This is a genomic window from Ruegeria discodermiae, from assembly GCF_030758345.1.
Taxonomy (GTDB): Bacteria; Pseudomonadota; Alphaproteobacteria; order Rhodobacterales; family Rhodobacteraceae; genus Ruegeria_C.
In genome coordinates, this window is the sequence record NZ_JAVAMO010000004.1 from 234,151 (window position 1) to 250,649 (window position 16,499).

General features: G+C 60.9%; 16 protein-coding genes. 9 read left to right on the forward strand and 7 right to left on the reverse strand.

The features are described 5' to 3' along the window. Positions 1 to 36: 36 nt before the first annotated feature. Positions 37 to 1,056, reverse strand: coding sequence for a TRAP transporter substrate-binding protein (locus Q5Y75_RS12295; protein WP_306197719.1), 1,020 nt, complete (start codon positions 1,054 to 1,056; stop codon positions 37 to 39). A 185-nt stretch (positions 1,057 to 1,241) separates the two neighbouring features. Here Q5Y75_RS12295 and Q5Y75_RS12300 point away from each other — a divergent pair, with 185 nt between their 5' ends. After that, positions 1,242 to 1,901 (forward strand): GntR family transcriptional regulator, encoded by a 660-nt coding sequence (locus Q5Y75_RS12300; RefSeq protein WP_306197721.1) that lies wholly within the window; start codon positions 1,242 to 1,244, stop codon positions 1,899 to 1,901. On the opposite strand, the gene denD is transcribed toward Q5Y75_RS12300, so the two are convergent. Both denD and Q5Y75_RS12310 read right to left on the reverse strand, forming a co-directional pair. Beyond that, positions 1,898 to 2,875, reverse strand: coding sequence for a D-erythronate dehydrogenase (gene denD, locus Q5Y75_RS12305; protein ID WP_306197723.1), 978 nt, complete (start codon positions 2,873 to 2,875; stop codon positions 1,898 to 1,900). The genes Q5Y75_RS12300 and denD overlap by 4 nt on opposite strands. Further along, positions 2,872 to 3,759, reverse strand: a complete 888-nt coding sequence (locus Q5Y75_RS12310) for an NAD(P)-dependent oxidoreductase (protein ID WP_306197725.1) — start codon at positions 3,757 to 3,759, stop codon at positions 2,872 to 2,874. Before Q5Y75_RS12310 ends, denD begins: the two co-directional genes overlap by 4 nt. A gap of 141 nt (positions 3,760 to 3,900) precedes the next feature. Between Q5Y75_RS12310 and Q5Y75_RS12315 the strand changes: the two genes are divergently transcribed. The 5 genes from Q5Y75_RS12315 (at position 3,901) to Q5Y75_RS12335 (ending at position 9,130) form a co-directional block, all read left to right on the forward strand. Further along, on the forward strand, positions 3,901 to 5,697 hold the full coding sequence (locus Q5Y75_RS12315) for an IlvD/Edd family dehydratase (protein WP_306197727.1): 1,797 nt from the start codon (positions 3,901 to 3,903) through the stop codon (positions 5,695 to 5,697). Between the two features lie 7 nt (positions 5,698 to 5,704). Continuing rightward, positions 5,705 to 6,658: a 2-hydroxyacid dehydrogenase gene (locus Q5Y75_RS12320; RefSeq protein ID WP_306197729.1), complete on the forward strand. Its 954-nt coding sequence runs from the start codon at positions 5,705 to 5,707 to the stop codon at positions 6,656 to 6,658. A gap of 172 nt (positions 6,659 to 6,830) precedes the next feature. After that, positions 6,831 to 7,538 (forward strand): FCD domain-containing protein, encoded by a 708-nt coding sequence (locus tag Q5Y75_RS12325; protein ID WP_306197732.1) that lies wholly within the window; start codon positions 6,831 to 6,833, stop codon positions 7,536 to 7,538. Positions 7,539 to 7,560: 22 nt separating this feature from the next. Further along, positions 7,561 to 8,493 carry a sugar kinase gene (locus Q5Y75_RS12330; RefSeq protein WP_306197734.1) on the forward strand — a complete coding sequence of 311 codons (933 nt, stop codon included), beginning with the start codon at positions 7,561 to 7,563 and terminating at the stop codon, positions 8,491 to 8,493. A gap of 73 nt (positions 8,494 to 8,566) precedes the next feature. Next, positions 8,567 to 9,130, forward strand: a complete 564-nt coding sequence (locus tag Q5Y75_RS12335) for a DUF4202 domain-containing protein (RefSeq protein ID WP_306197736.1) — start codon at positions 8,567 to 8,569, stop codon at positions 9,128 to 9,130. Positions 9,131 to 9,138: 8 nt separating this feature from the next. Here the strand turns inward: Q5Y75_RS12335 and Q5Y75_RS12340 are convergent, their stop codons facing one another. The 3 genes from Q5Y75_RS12340 to Q5Y75_RS12350 are packed head-to-tail and all read right to left on the reverse strand — an operon-like array spanning position 9,139 to position 12,178. Further along, positions 9,139 to 10,173: an ABC transporter substrate-binding protein gene (locus tag Q5Y75_RS12340; protein WP_306197738.1), complete on the reverse strand. Its 1,035-nt coding sequence runs from the start codon at positions 10,171 to 10,173 to the stop codon at positions 9,139 to 9,141. Next, positions 10,143 to 11,516: a sensor histidine kinase N-terminal domain-containing protein gene (locus Q5Y75_RS12345; protein WP_306197740.1), complete on the reverse strand. Its 1,374-nt coding sequence runs from the start codon at positions 11,514 to 11,516 to the stop codon at positions 10,143 to 10,145. The genes Q5Y75_RS12340 and Q5Y75_RS12345 overlap by 31 nt, the downstream gene beginning before the upstream one ends. Then, positions 11,513 to 12,178 carry a response regulator transcription factor gene (locus tag Q5Y75_RS12350; protein ID WP_306197743.1) on the reverse strand — a complete coding sequence of 222 codons (666 nt, stop codon included), beginning with the start codon at positions 12,176 to 12,178 and terminating at the stop codon, positions 11,513 to 11,515. The genes Q5Y75_RS12345 and Q5Y75_RS12350 overlap by 4 nt, the downstream gene beginning before the upstream one ends. Positions 12,179 to 12,283: 105 nt before the next feature. Between Q5Y75_RS12350 and Q5Y75_RS12355 the strand changes: the two genes are divergently transcribed. The 3 genes from Q5Y75_RS12355 to Q5Y75_RS12365 all read left to right on the forward strand — a co-directional run bounded on the left by Q5Y75_RS12355 (position 12,284) and on the right by Q5Y75_RS12365 (position 15,383). Then, positions 12,284 to 13,270, forward strand: coding sequence for a Bug family tripartite tricarboxylate transporter substrate binding protein (locus Q5Y75_RS12355; RefSeq protein WP_306197745.1), 987 nt, complete (start codon positions 12,284 to 12,286; stop codon positions 13,268 to 13,270). 84 nt (positions 13,271 to 13,354) lie between these two features. Next, entirely contained in the window at positions 13,355 to 13,858 is a 504-nt protein-coding gene (locus Q5Y75_RS12360) for a tripartite tricarboxylate transporter TctB family protein (RefSeq protein ID WP_306197747.1), read from the forward strand. Position 13,859: 1 nt separating this feature from the next. Next, positions 13,860 to 15,383, forward strand: coding sequence for a tripartite tricarboxylate transporter permease (locus Q5Y75_RS12365; RefSeq protein WP_306197749.1), 1,524 nt, complete (start codon positions 13,860 to 13,862; stop codon positions 15,381 to 15,383). Between the two features lie 96 nt (positions 15,384 to 15,479). Here the strand turns inward: Q5Y75_RS12365 and yghX are convergent, their stop codons facing one another. Next, positions 15,480 to 16,367 (reverse strand): YghX family hydrolase, encoded by an 888-nt coding sequence (gene yghX, locus Q5Y75_RS12370; protein ID WP_306197751.1) that lies wholly within the window; start codon positions 16,365 to 16,367, stop codon positions 15,480 to 15,482. Positions 16,368 to 16,499 lie beyond the last annotated feature (132 nt).

Here is a 16,499-nt window from a genome sequence, read left to right on the forward strand (position 1 = left end):
CGGCCTTCGCATATTGTGCAAAGCACGTGTGCTGGGTTACATCGCACCCATGCCGGTCAGGAACTCGATATGGCTGTTCAGCAGTTCCTTGGATTCCGGCGTGGTGGCAAACTCCGTCCAACCGGCCTTCACCGCCTGGCGGAACTTAGCAAGCTCTTCGGGCGACCATTCATAGAGGTTCACGCCCTGATCCCGCAGCAGCTTGGCGTTCTGCGCGTTCTTGACCTCGTTCAGCGTGGCGTTGTGCAGCGCCAGCGAATCCATGGCCACTTCCATGATGGCCTTGTGGTGGTCTGGCATTGCCTCCCACACATCCATGCGGCAGGCCAGATGGTCAGCCGGCATCGAGTGGAAGCCCGGATAGTTGGTATGCTTGGCGATGTCATAAAGGCCCAGACCAATGTTGTTGGTCAGGTTGGCCGCATCCGCACCGTCGATGATACCGGTTTCCAGCGCTGTGAAGATTTCGTTGAAATCCATCACGATGGGCGAGGCACCGAGATTCTTGAATACCAGTGTCGCCATGCCCGGAGGCGAGCGGAATTTCCAATCCTTGAAATCTTCGACACTGCTGATCGGCTTGGTCGAAGACAGCGATTCAGGCCCCGGAATCCACCAGCCAATGAACTGCATGTTGTGGCCGTTATAGAGCTCGTTGATCTTCTCACGACCATCACCATGCAATAGCCAGGCCATCTGCTGATAGGGGTTGGCATAGCCGCCCATCAGGTCGCCCGCGAACTGGAATGCCGGGTTCTTGCCGGTCTGATAGGCCCCGCCGGTCATGTCGCAATCGAGAATGCCGGTCGCGGCCGCGTCAAAAGTCTCAGCCGATTTTACGACGGCAGAGGAATAAAACATCTCGATTTCAATCTCACCATTGGACATGGCGGTGACATCATCGACAAATTTCTTGGCCAGTTGGCCAGACAGCGTCTCGGGTGAGAAATGGGTCTGAATGCGCAGCGTGGTGGTCTCTGCCGAGGCCGAAAGCGCCGCCCCAACCGATAAAGCCGCAGCCGATACTGCAACCGAAAATGTCCTGAGTAATTTCATTATGTCCTCCCTGGTTTTTCAGATTCGACGGACGGCTCCTCTTCCCTCCGCCGAATTTGGTATGACTAAACTAGTCAGGCCCCGATTTTCTGACAAGATAATTGTGCGGTTTTGAAAAATTTCGTAAATCAAGTTGTTCCGCGAAATTCTTTGCGTATTTTAAACCAGTAATTTGGAGCAGCTTCATGACCCCGACGCCCTCGCTTCATGACATTCTGCGCGACCGCGTTGTGAATGGGGAATTCGCGCCGGGACAACGGCTTAGGCCGGAAGCGTTGCGAAAAGACTGCAATTGTTCCGCCAGCGCGGTGCGCGAAGCCCTGTTCCGCTTGTCCACCGTGGGGCTTGTCGATTTTCAGGAGCAGCGCGGCTTTCGCATCCCGCAGCGCTCACCCGCCCTTCAGCATGATCTGACGCAATTCCGAATCCTTCTGGAATCGGAAGGGGCGTGCCGGTCGATCCGCAATGGCGGTGTCGCATGGGAGGCGCGCCTGGCGGCGGCGCATCACAAACTGTCCCATATCGAAAGCCGGATTGGCGGTGGCATGGGCGCACCCAAGCTGCTGACGCTCTGGACCGAGGCGGAGCTGGAGTTTCACCAGACCCTGATCGAAGCCTGCGGATCGGACGTTCTCAAACAGACCCATGCGCGGATATACCAACAGTTCCGCCAGCAGATGATCAGTAGCGACCGGGAGTTTTCCTATATCGCGGAAAACGTCGAAGAGCATCGCGGAATTCTCGAAGCAGCATTGGCTCATGACGAGGACCTCATCCGGCAGCGCATCCACAATCACCTGTCGCGCAACCTGCTGCCATCCGAGCACAGCCGGGCCGATATTTAGGCCCGGCCCATGTCATCGGCCATATAGACCGCAATGATCTCGTCATAACTGCGCTCGGCCACGAACCCCAGATCACGCGCCCGAACGGTGTCGAAATCGCGCGGCCATCCTTCGACGATGCGCATGATCTCAGTGTCTGGTTCATAGCGGATCAGATCGACCGCCGATTGACCAGCGGCCCGGCGCAGCGCCTCTATCTGCTCGGCGACCGTGCAACTCAGCCCCGGCATGTTGAGTGCCCTTCGCCCCGCCAGACGCTCCAGATCCAGCGTTGCGGCATGGGTCAGAAACCCCGCTGCGGATCGGGGCGAGGCATGCCAGTGGCGCACGGTGTCTGGCACCGGCAGGATCGCAATCTGGCCATTGAGCGGTTCACGGATGATTGAGGAAAAGAAGGACGAGGCAGCTAGGTTCGCCTTGCCCGGACGCACCGTGATCGTGGGCAGACGGATCGAGATGCCCTCAAGAAACCCCTTGCGGCTGAAATCGTTCAGCATCGCTTCACTCACGGCTTTCTGCGCCCCATAGCTGGTTTGCGGCGCCGACAGGAACGTATCGTCGATCTTATCGGGATAAGGCCCCCCGAACACCGCGATCGACGAAGTAAAAACCAAACGGGGGCAATAGGTTCCGCCACTGGCCGCGTGTTCAGCCTTGATGGCGCTCAGCAGGTGCCACATTGCGAACATGTTGACCTGCCACCCTTTGTCGAAATCGCGTTCGGCTTCGCCTGACACAATCGAGGCGAGATCGAAGATCACGTCAGGGCGCGCTTGAGTCAGCGCTGCGACCGCGCCCGTTTGCGACAGATCGCCCGTGACCTGAGCCACGCCTTCTGGGGCTGCCCCCGCAAATGCGAGGTCGTGCAACGTGACCTGTAGGTCGCGATCACCGTTCAAACCGTCTGCCATCAGTCGCGACAACAACTTTTGCCCGACCATGCCACCGCCGCCGAGAATCAGAACCTGTCTCATGATTTCAATCCATTCAAGTCCAGCAATTCCTCATACAGGCCCGAATGATCACGCTCGCCGCCATCCAGACCACTCACATATCGTTGGAACCGGTCACGGATTGCGCTGGCCGTGGGCAACACAAGGCTCAGACCCTCTGCCTCTGCCAAAGCGTTGTCCAGGTCCTTGACCTGCAAATGCGAGGGCCCGCCCGGCGCGAAATCACGGGCGCTCATCCGAGCACCGTGCTGTTGCAGGATGGTGCTGTCGGCAAATCCGCCTTTCAGCGCGTCACGCACCGCCGCCACATCCGCCCCGCCAGCCTCCAACAGCAGCGTGGCCTCGGCCACGGCGCCGATGGTGATGGCAACGATGGTCTGATTGGCAAGTTTCGCCAATTGCCCCGACCCGGTTGGCCCCACATGTACCGGCCTCCCCAGCGCCTGCAGGACGGGACGGGCGTGCTCCAGCACCTCCGGGGCGCCACCGACCATGATGGCAAGGCTTGCCTGCTCTGCCCCACGCGTTCCGCCCGAGACGGGCGCATCCAGCACCTGAACGCCGATCTGCTGCAAGCTGGTCGCCAGCGCCCGCGCCTCCTGCGGTTTGGTGCTGGACATGTCGATCCATGTCGCCCCCTGCCCCAATGCCGCGCGCAGATCTTCCTGCCCGGCAAGATCCAGCACCGCCGCGCCATCCGACAGCATGCTGATCACGACATGCGCCCCGGCGACCGCATCAGCAGCCGTGGCGGCGACCCGCGCACCGAAGCCGGCCAAGGGTGCGGCCTTGTCGGCGCTGCGGTTCCATACGGCAATGTCAAAGCCCCCAGAACAGAGGTTCCGAGCCATCGGAAATCCCATCAAACCGGTCCCTAGCACCGCGACTTTCAGTTCTGATTGCATATCCCGTCCCCTTTCCCAGTCGACCAGATGGCATCTCCGTAAAGCTACAGGCCAAAATTCGCCCTTGCAGCCCCGCGCCGCTTCCTGTCTGATTGCGCTAACGTCAAATTTGGTCCGACAAAACTCATGGGAGGGGAAATCATGGCGAAAGTAAAGCCCGAAGACCTGCGATCACGGCAATGGTTCATGAACCCGGAAAACCCGGAGATGACCGCGCTCTATCTTGAGCGCTATCTGAACTACGGGCTGACCCGGGAAGAGCTGCAATCCGGCAAGCCGATCATCGCCATTGCCCAGACCGGAAGCGACCTGAGCCCGTGCAACCGGCACCATCTGGAACTGACCAAGCGCGTGCGCGACGGGATCATCGCAGCGGGCGGCACACCGCTGGAGATCCCCGTGCACCCCATACAGGAGACCGGCAAGCGGCCCACGGCCATGCTAGACCGCAACCTCGCCTATCTGTCACTGGTCGAGACGCTGTTCGGTTATCCGATCGACGGAGTGGTGCTGAATATCGGCTGTGACAAGACCACGCCTGCGCTGCTGATGGCCGCCGCCACGGTGAATGTGCCCGCCATTGCGCTGAGCGTCGGGCCAATGCTGAACGGCTGGTACCAAGGCGAGCGTGCCGGGTCGGGAACCGTGATCTGGAAGGCGCGCGAATTGCTGGCCGCCGGTGAGATCGACGATAACGAGTTCATGGAGATCGCTGCTGCGTCAGCCCCTTCGGTGGGTTATTGCAACACGATGGGCACGGCAACCACGATGAATTCGCTGGCCGAAGCGCTTGGCATGCAACTGCCCGGCGCGGCGGCAATCCCTGCGCCCTATCGCGAGCGCGGGCAGATCAGCTATGAGACTGGCAGACGGATCGTAGACATGGTCTGGGAGGACTTGCGCCCCAGCGACATCATGACCCGCGCGGCCTTCGAGAATGCTATCGTCATCAACTCCGCCATCGGCGGGTCGACCAATGCACCCATCCACCTCAACGGCATCGCCCGGCATCTGGGCGTGCCGCTGGACAATGACGACTGGCAGGCAGTGGGCCATCAGGTGCCTTTGCTGGTCAATCTTCAGCCTGCCGGTACCTATCTGGGTGAAGACTACCACCGCGCCGGGGGCGTGCCGGCGGTGATCGGAGAGTTGCTGGCGGCCGGGCTGCTACCCCACCCTGGGGCGATCACCGCAAACGGGCATAGCATGGGTGATAATTGCCGATCTGTGCGCTCGGGCAATGCAGACGTTATCCGGCCCCTTGCTCAGGCGTTGAAACCTGAGGCGGGATTCATCAACCTCAAGGGCAACCTGTTTGACAGCGCGATCCTGAAAACCAGCGTCATCAGCGCGGATTTCCGCGCCCGCTACCTGTCAAACCCCGATGATCCAAACGCCTTTGAAGGGCGCGCGGTGGTCTTCGACGGGCCGGAGGATTTTCATCACCGAATCGATGACCCGGCAGAAGAGATCGACGAGACCTGCATCCTGTTCATGCGTGGCGCGGGCCCCAAGGGCTATCCCGGCGGGGCCGAGGTGGTGAACATGCGCCCCCCCGCCTATCTGCTGAAACGCGGGATCGACGCGCTGCCTTGTGTCGGCGATGGGCGGCAATCGGGAACCTCCGGCTCGCCGTCCATTCTGAACGCCTCGCCCGAGGCGGCGGATGGCGGCGGTCTGGCGCTGCTGCGGACCGGGGATCGGGTCAGGTTCGACCTGAGCAAAGGGACGGCGGATATGCTGGTGGACGAGTCAGAACTGGCGGCGCGCAGGGCGGATTTGCAGGCGCGGGGCGGCTATCCTGTCCCGGATAGCCAGTCGCCCTGGCAGCAGTATTTCCGCGAACTCGTGCAGCCTTTCGACAAGGGCATGGTGTTGCGGGATGCACCAGAATATCGAGACATCTCGCGCAAATCGCTGCCTAGAGACAATCACTGAAATCGGGATGAGTGACCTTCTTGTTTTAGCCCCGCTGACCGAACACATGCGCGCCCTGTTAGATGCAGACTTTACGCTGCATCACGTATCGGACATGGCTGATCCGCAGCTCTGGCTGGACAAAAATGGCGCAGGTATCCGATATGTGTTGACCGACGGGCATTTGGGCCTGCCTGCCGCCTATCTGAACACTCTGCCCGCGCTGGAACTGATTTCAAGCAACGGTGTCGGGTATGACGCAATCGACACCGATGCAGTGGTCGAGCGCGGGGTGCTGGTCACCCATACTCCGGATGTGCTGAACGAAGAGGTCGCCAGCACCGCCTTGCTGCTTTACCTGTCCTGCTACCGCAACTGGGAAGCTCAAATGGCACAGGCCCGGACAGGTCGGTGGCAAACCGAGGGCGAACTGCCCCTGGCTCAGAGCGCAGATGGGCGGACCGTCGGCATTCTGGGATTGGGCCGAATCGGTATGGCGATTGCCCGAAAGCTCGAAGCTTTCGGCTGTACCATTTGCTACACGGCCCGTGCGCGCAAGGATGTCGGCTATGCGTTTTATGACGATCTGGTCAAGCTGGCCCATTCCGTGGATGCGCTGATCTGCGTGATACCAGGTGGTGCCGCCACGCGGCACATGGTGAATGCCGAGGTCATCGCCGCACTGGGTCCCCAAGGCGTTCTGATCAATGTCGGGCGCGGCTCAGTTGTCGACGAGGCAGCGCTTGTAGTGGCACTGCAGGAGGGTCACCTTGGTTGGGCGGGGCTGGATGTGTTCGAGAACGAACCTCACATCCCTCACGCCCTGCGCGCCCATCCCCGCGCGATCCTTACACCGCATATTGGCAGCGCGACCGTGGAAACCCGTGCCGCGATGGGACAATTGGCGGCGGAAAACCTCTTGCTGCATAAGCGCTCCGGCCGGGTCAAATCTCCGGTACCGGAATGCGCCTCGCTGCTCTAGCGGGTGCGCAAGATGTTGGCTGAATAATTTGGTACAACCAAACCTAGAGCATTTCCAGAAAATCCCTCGCAATCTCGCCCATATTGCATTTCTCGCGCCCATTTTGTATGACAAAATGAGGCGTTTCGCCAACTCTGCCAGCCGAGGGGCTCGTGAGACAGGAGTCACAGATTTGAACACAGGCGCAAGATCGGGTCGGGCCGCTGACCAGATCGTTCAGTCACTGGAAGACAGGATCAGATCCGGCCGATTGGCGGACGGCTACCCGTTGCCCTCGGAACGCGAGTTGATGGAAGAGTTCGACATCTCGCGCACGGTGGTCCGTGAGGCGGTGCAGACGTTGTCGAGCAGGGGCCTGGTCGAGACCCGGCCCCGGTACCGCCCCGTGGTGCGCAAGCCGGGCTTTGACACTGCGATAGCAACGATCAGCGGCGTGGTCGGGCATCTGCTGAATCAGCCGGGCGGCGTGCGCAATCTGTTTGAGACCCGCATCATGGTCGAGGCCGCCCTGGTGCGCGAGGCCGCAAAGGACGCGACGCGTGATGACATCGCAGCGCTCAAATATGCGCTGGACGAAAACCGGATGGCGATTAACGACTCCGAATTGTTTTATCTGACCGACACCCAATTCCATGCCGTGTTCTTCAACATTTCGGGCAACCCGGTCCTGCCTGCGGTGCAACGCGCCTATACCACCTGGCTCGCGCCGCAATGGATGCGCATGCCACGGCTGCCCGAGCGCAACCAGCGTAATTACGAGGCGCATCAGGCGATCTTCGAAGGCATCCTGATGCGCGATCCCGATGCTGCCGAAGCGGCCCTGCGCGACCACCTTGCCGAAGCCTGGGCACAGGTACGGGCCACATTTGGCGATATCTGACCCTGACGGAGAGACCCCGACCATGACGCCCAAGCGTAGCATCCGCAGGCTTGCCTGCATCGGCGAAGTGATGATCGAGTTGTCGACCGATCCACAGGGCCAAACCCGGCTGGGCATCGCCGGGGACAGCTATAACACTGCCGTCTACCTCAAACGCTTGCTGCCCGGGGCGGACACGACTGTCTCTTATGTGACTGCGCTTGGGACCGACCGGTTCTCGACGCGTATTCTGGACGATATGGCCACGCATGACCTCGACACGACGCATATCGAGCGGCGCGCGGACAAATCCCCCGGCCTCTACGCCATCGACACCGATGCAAGCGGTGAGCGCAGTTTTACCTACTGGCGCTCGGATTCGGCGGCGCGCACATTGTTTTCTGCGCCGTGCGAAGTAACACCGGATGTGCTGGATCAGTTCGATCTGGTCTATCTTTCGGCCATTACGCTTGCGATCCTGCCTGATGCGGTCCGCGCCCTGCTGGCCGAGCGGATCGACAGGTTCCGCGAAGCGGGGGGGTGGTTAGCCTTTGACAGCAATTACCGGCCAACGCTGTGGGAAGATTCCGAAACAGCGCGCGACTGGACCATGCGGTTCTGGAGGTCGTCCGATCTCGCAATGCCCTCGGTCGATGATGAAATGGCGCTGTTTGGAGACAGCAATGAGAACGCGGTTCTGGCCCGGCTGACCAAGGCCGGCGTAAAACGTGGGGCGCTGAAACGCGGGGCCGAGGGGCCGTTGAGCCTGGCCGATGGATCGGTGCCGGATGGTCTGGCGCGGGTGGATCAGGTGATCGACAGCACCGCCGCCGGTGACAGTTTCAATGCGGGCTATCTGGCGGCCATTGCCGAGGGCGGCTCGGATCACGAGGCGATGCGGCGCGGCCACAATCTGGCAGCGCGGGTGATCGCGCATCGCGGCGCGATCATTCCGCCGCAGGAGATGGCCGGTTAGCATAACTGGACAAGCCCGGAAAACGCTGCGCCAATAGGGCCGATTGTTAAGACAGCCACAGCTGGAGTCCGCCATGACCACTGCCCTCGCCCGCGTGATCGACGCCATCGACGCCGCCAATGCCAAAGACCCGCGCCAGGATGAGGGCCAGCCCGAGGCGCTGCTTTATGGTCAGCGCATGAGCGAGGAACTGGCACGCTTGTTCCCTGATGCCTCTGAACCGCTGCAGATCGCGGCGCGCGGCCAGCATGTGGAACGCTGGAAACTGGCGCGCAGCGAATATCCCGAAGGCCGCGCCGGATATCTGGCCTGGCGGCGCGCGCAGGCCGAACATCACGCGGAGGTGGTCTGCACCCTGATGGAAACCGAGGGCTATGGCGTCGAAGATACCGAGGCTGCGGGCCGGATGCTGCGCAAACAAGGCATCAAGCGCGACACCGAGGTGCAGGCGCTTGAGGATGTGATCTGTTTCGTTTTCCTGAAATGGTATTTTGCCCCTTTCGCCGAGAAACACTCACCGGAGAAGATTGAAAGCATCGTGCAGAAGACGGCACGCAAGATGTCATCTGAGGCGCGCGCGCGCGTGTTGACCGAGTTCGATCTGCCCGCCCCTCTGGCCACTGCGTTTCAGGACTAACGCCAAGCTTACCACCGCATCGCATCACGCCATTCCGACAGAAAGGCACGGCGTTTCAAGCCGTCGAGATAGACCAGCAGCCCCGGCCCCAGCCGGATTGGGCGGCGGGTGGCGCTGACCGCGCCCTCCGGTGCGGGAAAGCGGGGGAATGGGTAATAGTCAAGCTCGGCAGGCCCCCAGGCTGCGCGGATCAGGTGGTCGATGAACAGGCCTGCCGCCTGTGGGTTGGGGGCGTCACGCAGGATGGCGGCGGTTCGTAGCATCATGATCGTGTAATCCTGCAACTCGACGATACGGATACCGTCGGCAAGGTCGGTGCGGGCAGTGGCGTAGCTGCCCAGCACGTTGTAGGCCATGGCGATCTCGCCTGTGGCCACCTTCTCGATCATCTCACTGGTGCAGCAAAAGAACCGCGTGCCGAGATTGCCCATCACCTCGGACAACCGCCAATAGCTTTCCGAGGCGCGCGCATCCTGCGTGGCAAAGAGATAGCCCGCCCCGCTCTGCGAGATGTCATAAGTGCCGATACGCCCCCGGAACCGGTCTTCGTGGTCGCGCAGCAGGCGGATCAGGTCCTGCCGTGTTTGCGGGATGTCGAGTCCCTCGAAGGCGGCGGGCGAGATGACCAGCGTCACGGTTTCCTGCGAAAAGGCAAAGAGGTGATCGCGCCAGTTGCCCCAATCCGGCACCAGATCGGTGGCGGCCGAACTATAGGGCTGGGTGTACCCGTCATTGGACAGTTTGGTCTGCAGATCCATGGCCGAAGACAGAACCAGATCAAATGGCTCGCCCCCCTGCACCGCCTTCATCACCTCGGCGCTGCTGGCGACCACATAATCGATGGCAATCTCGGGATTTGCGGCGACAAATGCGGCCAGGAAAGGCTCGAACAAGTCAATATCGGTGGTCGAAAGGATGCGCAATTGGGCATCCGCATCCGGATCACCCACCATCAGTTCATCTTCGATTTCATAGGCATGCAGCGCGCTGGCATAGCTGAGCCAGAACGAAATCAGGAGGCCGGGAACCACAGCGTGACGCATGCGCCATCTCCTTTGTTTTCAAGGGTAAGCCTGCCACCATGCGCTTCCAACACCTCGCGTGCGATAGTCAGGCCAAGGCCCGAACCAACCGTGCCACCGGCATTGTCGCCGCGCGCAAAGCGCTCGGTCATGCGGTGCAAGGCCCCTTCGGGGAAGCCACCGGCATGATCTCTCACCATGATGAAGCAATCGGACGCCTCGCGCCCGATACGGATATCCACGTCGCTATCGGGCGCGGAGTATTTGATCGCGTTATCCAGCACATTGCGCAGGGCGTTTTCGATCAGCACCGCATCGCCCAGCACCTCTGGTGTGCCCTCGCTCTGCATCGAAAGCCCGATATCGCGCAGATCGGCAACCGGGCGCAGCCGGTCGACCAGTTCTTCGGCCAGTTCGGTGAGCAGCACCCGCTCCTTCTCAAGATGGTCGGTGCGGAAAGTGACCATCGCGTGATCCAGTAGCTGTCCGGCGGCGCGCGAGCTTTCATCAAGCGCCCGGATCATCTCTTTGATCGCGGCGCGGTTTTCGGGGCGCTCGACACGCCTGAGCGCGATTTCGGCCTGCGTGCGCACGGTGAAGAGCGGCGTGCGCACGCGATGCGCCGCTTCGGCAATGAAGTCCTCGGACCGGGACAAGGAATAGCGCAGCCGGTCAATGAACGAATTGAGCGAGATAACCAGCGGGGCCATTTCCTGCGGCACCGGGCCTTTGACCGAACGCAAATCCTTTGGGCCGCGCCGTGACACGGCGCCTGCGAGATCGCGCAGCGGCCGCAGGCCGAATTCGGTGGTCAACACGGCCAGCAAAGCCGCCAGCACAAAGAAGCCGATGCCCACCGCTGCGCCCCTGCGCGAGACCTGCGCAAGGGTCTGCATCAACCCCTGCCGGGTCTGAGCAACAGAGACGGTGACCATGATCGGCGTCCCCGCAACAGACAGGCGGCGCTCAGCCGTGGCCATGCGTACTTCGGTCCCGGCATAAGGCGCGGTGATATAGCCGCCATCGCGGCCCGGATCACCGGGATCGGGCAGATCCTCATAGCCGGTCAAAAGCTGGCCATCGGCCAGAATGCGATAGAACACGCGATCTTCGCTGACATTTCCCAGCATTGACAGCGCGGCATAGGGTAGATCGACGGAAATCTCGCCGTCGCGCACCGTCATCGTATCGAGGATCGAGGTCACACTGGCCATCAGGATGCTGTCCTGCGTGTCCTGCGCCACGTTACGGGCCAGATTGGTCACCAGCAGAACCAGCACAGCCGCCAGCACAGCGGAACCCAGTACCAATTGCCCGATCAGGCGGCGGCGGATCGAGCCGCTGATCTGTGCCGCACGGCTCATGCGCGTGAAATCCTGTAGCCCATACCGCGCACCGTGACGATTTCTACGTCTGATCCGACCAGATGCTTGCGTAACCGACCCACATAGACCTCGATCGCATTGTCCGAGACATCCTCGTCATAGCTGAACAGGCGGTCGACCAGTTTGGGTTTGGAAAAGATGCGGTCCGGCGCGCTCAGGAAAATCTCCAGCAGACGCAATTCCTTGTTGCGCAGGCTGACACGACGATCGCCCACGGTAAGTGTCCCGGCCAGCGGATCGAAGGTGACATCACCGAATCGCTGGACGGTCGATGCCCCCCCGCCCCGCCGCCTGAGAACCGCGCGGCAACGGGCCTCAAGCTCGGAAAAGTCGAACGGTTTGGTGATGTAGTCATCCGCGCCAAGGTCCAGAACACTGACCCTGTCCGACACTGCAGACCGCGCGGTCAATACGATTACGGGCGTCTCGTTGCGGGCCTGCCGATGCGATTTCAGGAAGTCGCGCCCATCGCCATCGGGCAGCATAATATCCAGCAAAATCAAATCGTAATCGGCCGCCTCGGCAAAGGCGCGCGCTTGTTCCACATCCGGTGCATGATCCACAACATGACCGTCCAGACGCAACCGGTCCAGCACCGCAGAGGCGAGCGTCATCGAGTCTTCTACCAGCAGGAACCGCATCCTTGAGCCTTCGCTTTCGTCCGCCGCGACAGGTTTGTGTCAGCTTCGCGTGTTTGACTCCAGTGATGGGCGGCCCGGCCGCCTTTTGTCAAACGGGAGGACACCATGACAAAACTGAACGTGACCCGCCGGGTCATGATGGCTGCGACTGTGGCTGCGCTGAGCTTTGGGGGCCAGGCGGCAATGGCGGCGGATCAGGTCGTAGAGAGCATCCACTTCCTCATCCCCGGCGGCGCAGGCGGCGGCTGGGATGGCACCGCGCGCGGCACTGGTGAAGCACTGACCAAGGCAGGGCTTGTGGGCACTGCATCTTACGAAAACATGTCCGGCGGTGGCGGCGGCAAGGCGATCGGGTATTTGATCGAAAATGCCAACAGCCAGCATGGCACGCTGATGGTCAACTCGACCCCCATCGTGATCCGCTCGCTGACAGGCGTATTCCCGCAGAGCTTCCGCGATCTGACGCTGGTTGCCGGTACCATTGGTGATTATGCAGCACTTGTGGTCCCTGCGGATAGCGACATTCAAGACCTCAATGGTCTGATCGAAGCCTTCAAAGCAGACCCCAACGGCACGGCCGTGGGCGGTGGCTCGGTTCCCGGTGGTATGGACCATCTGGTTGCGGCCATGGTGATGGAATCCGCCGGAGCAGACCCGGTTGCGATGAAATACGTCCCCTATGATGGCGGTGGCGCCACCATGGCGGGCCTGCTCTCGGGCGAGGTTCAGGCGGTGTCTACCGGGTTCTCAGAAGCGGTGGAACTGGCCAAGGCCGGTGAGGTGAAGATCATCGGCGTGACCGCGGACGAGCGCGTAGATGCGTTCCCCGATGCACCCACCATGAAAGAGCAGGGCAACGACACCACCTTCGTGAACTGGCGCGGTTTCTTTGCTGCCCCCGGCCTGCCCGAGGACAAGCTGGCCGCCTATCAGGCCGCGATCGAAGCAATGTACGCGACACCCGAATGGGCGGAAGTGCGTGACCGGAACGGCTGGGTCGACATCCACAACAATGGCGACGACTTCAAGGTCTTCCTCGAAGGCCAGGAACAGACCATTGGCGATCTGATGAAGAAGCTGGGCTTCCTCTGATCCGGGCTTAAGCCACTCACTAAGCAGCGCCCGGGGCACCAAAATCCCCGGGCGTTTTTTTAAAACAAAGGGAGGGACACCGAGATGGCGCTGGATCGCTGGATCGCCTTTGTCATTCTTCTGGTCTGCATGGCCTATGGCTATGCCGCCTATTTCACCATGGACTCGGTGTTGCCACCGATCATGCAACGCAGCCCGATCTGGCCGTCGAGCTTTCCCAAGGTTCTGGCCGTGGGTGCCATCCTGTTCTCGCTGGCAATTGTTCTGGGGCTTGAAAAAGCGCCCGAGAAAAAAGACGCCGCCGATATCAACCTGTCTCGGCTGGGCGACTACAATGTCGGTCAAGCACTGATGCTGCTGGGACTGATGGTGGCCTATGCGCTGCTCTTGCGGCCTCTGGGCTTTCTGGCGGCGACCTTCCTGTTCCTGTTTCTGGGATCTTTCATCCTGGGCGAGCGGCGATTTGTGTTGATGGCGGTGGTTGCCGCGATCGCGGCGGGCTGTGTTTGGTACCTGGTCGATGCGGTTCTGGGCATCTTCCTGAGCCCTCTGCCCGGCTTCATGAACAGCGTAGCAAGCGGAGGCTGACATGTTTGAAGGCATTATGACGGGCCTCGCAACGGCCTTTACATTCACCAATATCATGATGGTCATTGGCGGCTGTCTGATCGGGACCTTCATCGGCATGTTGCCGGGTCTTGGCCCGATGTCGATTATCGCGATCATGATCCCTGTGGCGATCACCATCGGCGATCCCTCGACCGCGCTGATCCTGCTGGCGGGCGTCTATTACGGCGCTGTCTTTGGCGGATCGACCTCGTCCATTCTGATCAACGCGCCGGGGGTCGCGTCAACCGTGGCTACCAGCTTTGACGGCTATCCGCTCGCCCGATCCGGCCAGGCGGGCAAGGCATTGACCGTGGCCGCGATCTCGTCCTTTGCAGGGGGCTCGATTGGGGCGATCCTGCTGATGATCTTCGCGCCCATGCTGGCCTCGGTAGCGTTGCTTTTTCACTCGTCCGAATATTTCGCCCTGATGGTGGTGGGACTTTCGGCTATTGCCGCATTCGCGGGCACCGGACAGGTGGCCAAGGCATTGCTGATGACCTTCCTGGGTCTGATAATGGCCACCGTGGGCGAAGGCGTTCTGTTCAACATGCCGCGCTTCACCATGGGGATCATGGACCTGCAATCTGGCTTCGGCTTCATCACGCTGGCCATGGCGATGTTTGCCTTGCCCGAGGCGATCTATCTTGTGCTCGACCCGAGCCGGTCCAAAACCGGCGATGGTGAGGATGGCGGCAAGATCACCAATCTGCGCATCAACCGGCAGGAGGCAAAAAGCATCGCGCCGGTGATTGGCCGCCAGTCGCTGCAAGGCTTCTTCATCGGCGTTCTGCCGGGTGCAGGGGCAACCATCGCGTCCTTCCTCGGCTACGCGGTCGAACGCAACATTGCCCCCAAGGAAGAGCAGGAGCAGTTCGGCAAAGGCGCGATCAAAGGCATCGCCGCACCGGAAAGCGCCAACAACGCCGCCTGTACCGGATCTTTCGTGCCGCTGCTGACGCTTGGTATTCCCGGTTCGGGCACCACCGCGATCCTGCTCGGTGCGCTGATTGCGCTCAACGTCTCGCCCGGCCCGCGCCTGATGGTGGATGAGCCGCAGATCTTCTGGGCGGTCATCATCTCGATGTATCTAGGCAACCTGGTTCTGCTAATCCTGAACCTGCCGCTGATCCCCTATATCGCCAAGGTGCTGGCGGTGCCGCGCAACTTCCTGATCCCGTTCATTTTGTTCTTTACCCTGATGGGGGCCTATATCGGGCAGAACAACGCAACGGAGTTACTGATCCTGGTAGGCTTCGGCATCTGCGCGACGATCCTGCGCTTTGCCGATTACCCGCTGGCACCGCTGCTGATCGGATTCATCCTCGGCCCGCTACTGGAGAACAACTTCTCGCGCGCGATGCAGCTTTATGACGGGATGGGATTCATCTGGTCACGTCCGATGACGCTGGGGCTGCTGATCTTTGCGGTGGTCCTGGTGGTGCTGCCCAGCTACCGCGCCCGCCGCGCCCGCGCCCGGGCCGAAGGGGTGGCCGACGGCGATTGACCCGGGTTTCCGAAGAGTTGGAAGGGGCCGGCGCAAGCTGGCCCCTTCGTGTTTGGATAGCTACAAGGCAGAGCGTTGGCGCCAGCCGCTGTCAGATCATCTCAGATAGGTATTGAACCAATCAATCGTCCGATCCCAAGCCAATTCAGCCATGGCCTCGTCATATCGCGGCGTGCTGTCATTGTGGAAACCGTGGTTCGCCCCTTCGTAGATATACGCTTCATAGACGTTGCCGTTGGCTTTCAAGGCCGCTTCGAAATCAGGCCAGCCCGCGTTGATGCGCTCATCGAGTTCACCCATCTGGATCAACAAGGGCGCCTTGATCTTTGACACATCCTCTGCTGCGGGCTGACGCCCGTAGAACGGCACCCCGGCAGCAAGCTCCGGGTACGCCACAGCGATGGCGCTCACAACACCTCCGCCATAGCAGAACCCGACCGCACCGACCTTGCCGGTGCTGTCCTCGCGCGTTAGCAGATATTCGAAACCCGCGAAGAAGTCGTTCATCAGCTCGGTCCGGTCAACCGTGCGCTGAAGCTCGCGCCCATCGGCGTCATTGCCGGGATAGCCGCCGACCGAGGTCAGCCCATCTGGGGCCAGTGCCATGAAACCGGCCTTTGCCAGTCGGCGCGCCACATCCTCGATATAAGGGTTGAGCCCGCGATTCTCGTGAATGACCAGAACGGCAGGCAAGGGCCCTTCGACTCCGGCAGGGCGCACCAGATAGCCCCGGACGTCCCCCGTGCCATTGGGCGAGGGATACATGACGTACTCCGCATGGATGTCAGGGTCATTGAACGATACCTGCTCGGCCAGTGCGTAGTTGGGGCTGAGCATGTTCAGCAGTGCGGCGCTAGTCACGCCACCGACCGCAAACTTGCCTGCACGATCTAGGAATTCGCGTTTGGTGATCTTTCCGTGGGCGTAGAAATCGTAGAGATCAAGAAGTTCCTGATCGAAGTCTTTTGCGGTCATGCGGGTCATGACACGTCCTCCTGGGTTCAGTGTGACAAGGTGATCTTTCTGAAAAAGTGAGGGTATTGCGGGACAGTCTACAAGAAGACTCCGACTTGTGCGTCTTAAGAAACCTCCATGTTGAGAAAATCCTCCTGCGCG

Bases quoted from the DNA above. Each gene is read 5' to 3' on its own strand.
- Q5Y75_RS12295 (WP_306197719.1), bottom strand. From the start codon at position 1,056: ATGAAATTACTCAGGACATTTTCGGTTGCAGTATCGGCTGCGGCTTTA.
- Q5Y75_RS12300 (WP_306197721.1), top strand. From the start codon at position 1,242: ATGACCCCGACGCCCTCGCTTCATGACATTCTGCGCGACCGCGTTGTG.
- denD (WP_306197723.1), bottom strand. From the start codon at position 2,875: ATGAGACAGGTTCTGATTCTCGGCGGCGGTGGCATGGTCGGGCAAAAG.
- Q5Y75_RS12310 (WP_306197725.1), bottom strand. From the start codon at position 3,759: ATGCAATCAGAACTGAAAGTCGCGGTGCTAGGGACCGGTTTGATGGGA.
- Q5Y75_RS12315 (WP_306197727.1), top strand. From the start codon at position 3,901: ATGGCGAAAGTAAAGCCCGAAGACCTGCGATCACGGCAATGGTTCATG.
- Q5Y75_RS12320 (WP_306197729.1), top strand. From the start codon at position 5,705: ATGAGTGACCTTCTTGTTTTAGCCCCGCTGACCGAACACATGCGCGCC.
- Q5Y75_RS12330 (WP_306197734.1), top strand. From the start codon at position 7,561: ATGACGCCCAAGCGTAGCATCCGCAGGCTTGCCTGCATCGGCGAAGTG.
- Q5Y75_RS12335 (WP_306197736.1), top strand. From the start codon at position 8,567: ATGACCACTGCCCTCGCCCGCGTGATCGACGCCATCGACGCCGCCAAT.
- Q5Y75_RS12340 (WP_306197738.1), bottom strand. From the start codon at position 10,173: ATGCGTCACGCTGTGGTTCCCGGCCTCCTGATTTCGTTCTGGCTCAGC.
- Q5Y75_RS12345 (WP_306197740.1), bottom strand. From the start codon at position 11,516: ATGAGCCGTGCGGCACAGATCAGCGGCTCGATCCGCCGCCGCCTGATC.
- Q5Y75_RS12350 (WP_306197743.1), bottom strand. From the start codon at position 12,178: ATGCGGTTCCTGCTGGTAGAAGACTCGATGACGCTCGCCTCTGCGGTG.
- Q5Y75_RS12355 (WP_306197745.1), top strand. From the start codon at position 12,284: ATGACAAAACTGAACGTGACCCGCCGGGTCATGATGGCTGCGACTGTG.
- Q5Y75_RS12360 (WP_306197747.1), top strand. From the start codon at position 13,355: ATGGCGCTGGATCGCTGGATCGCCTTTGTCATTCTTCTGGTCTGCATG.
- Q5Y75_RS12365 (WP_306197749.1), top strand. From the start codon at position 13,860: ATGTTTGAAGGCATTATGACGGGCCTCGCAACGGCCTTTACATTCACC.
- yghX (WP_306197751.1), bottom strand. From the start codon at position 16,367: ATGACCCGCATGACCGCAAAAGACTTCGATCAGGAACTTCTTGATCTC.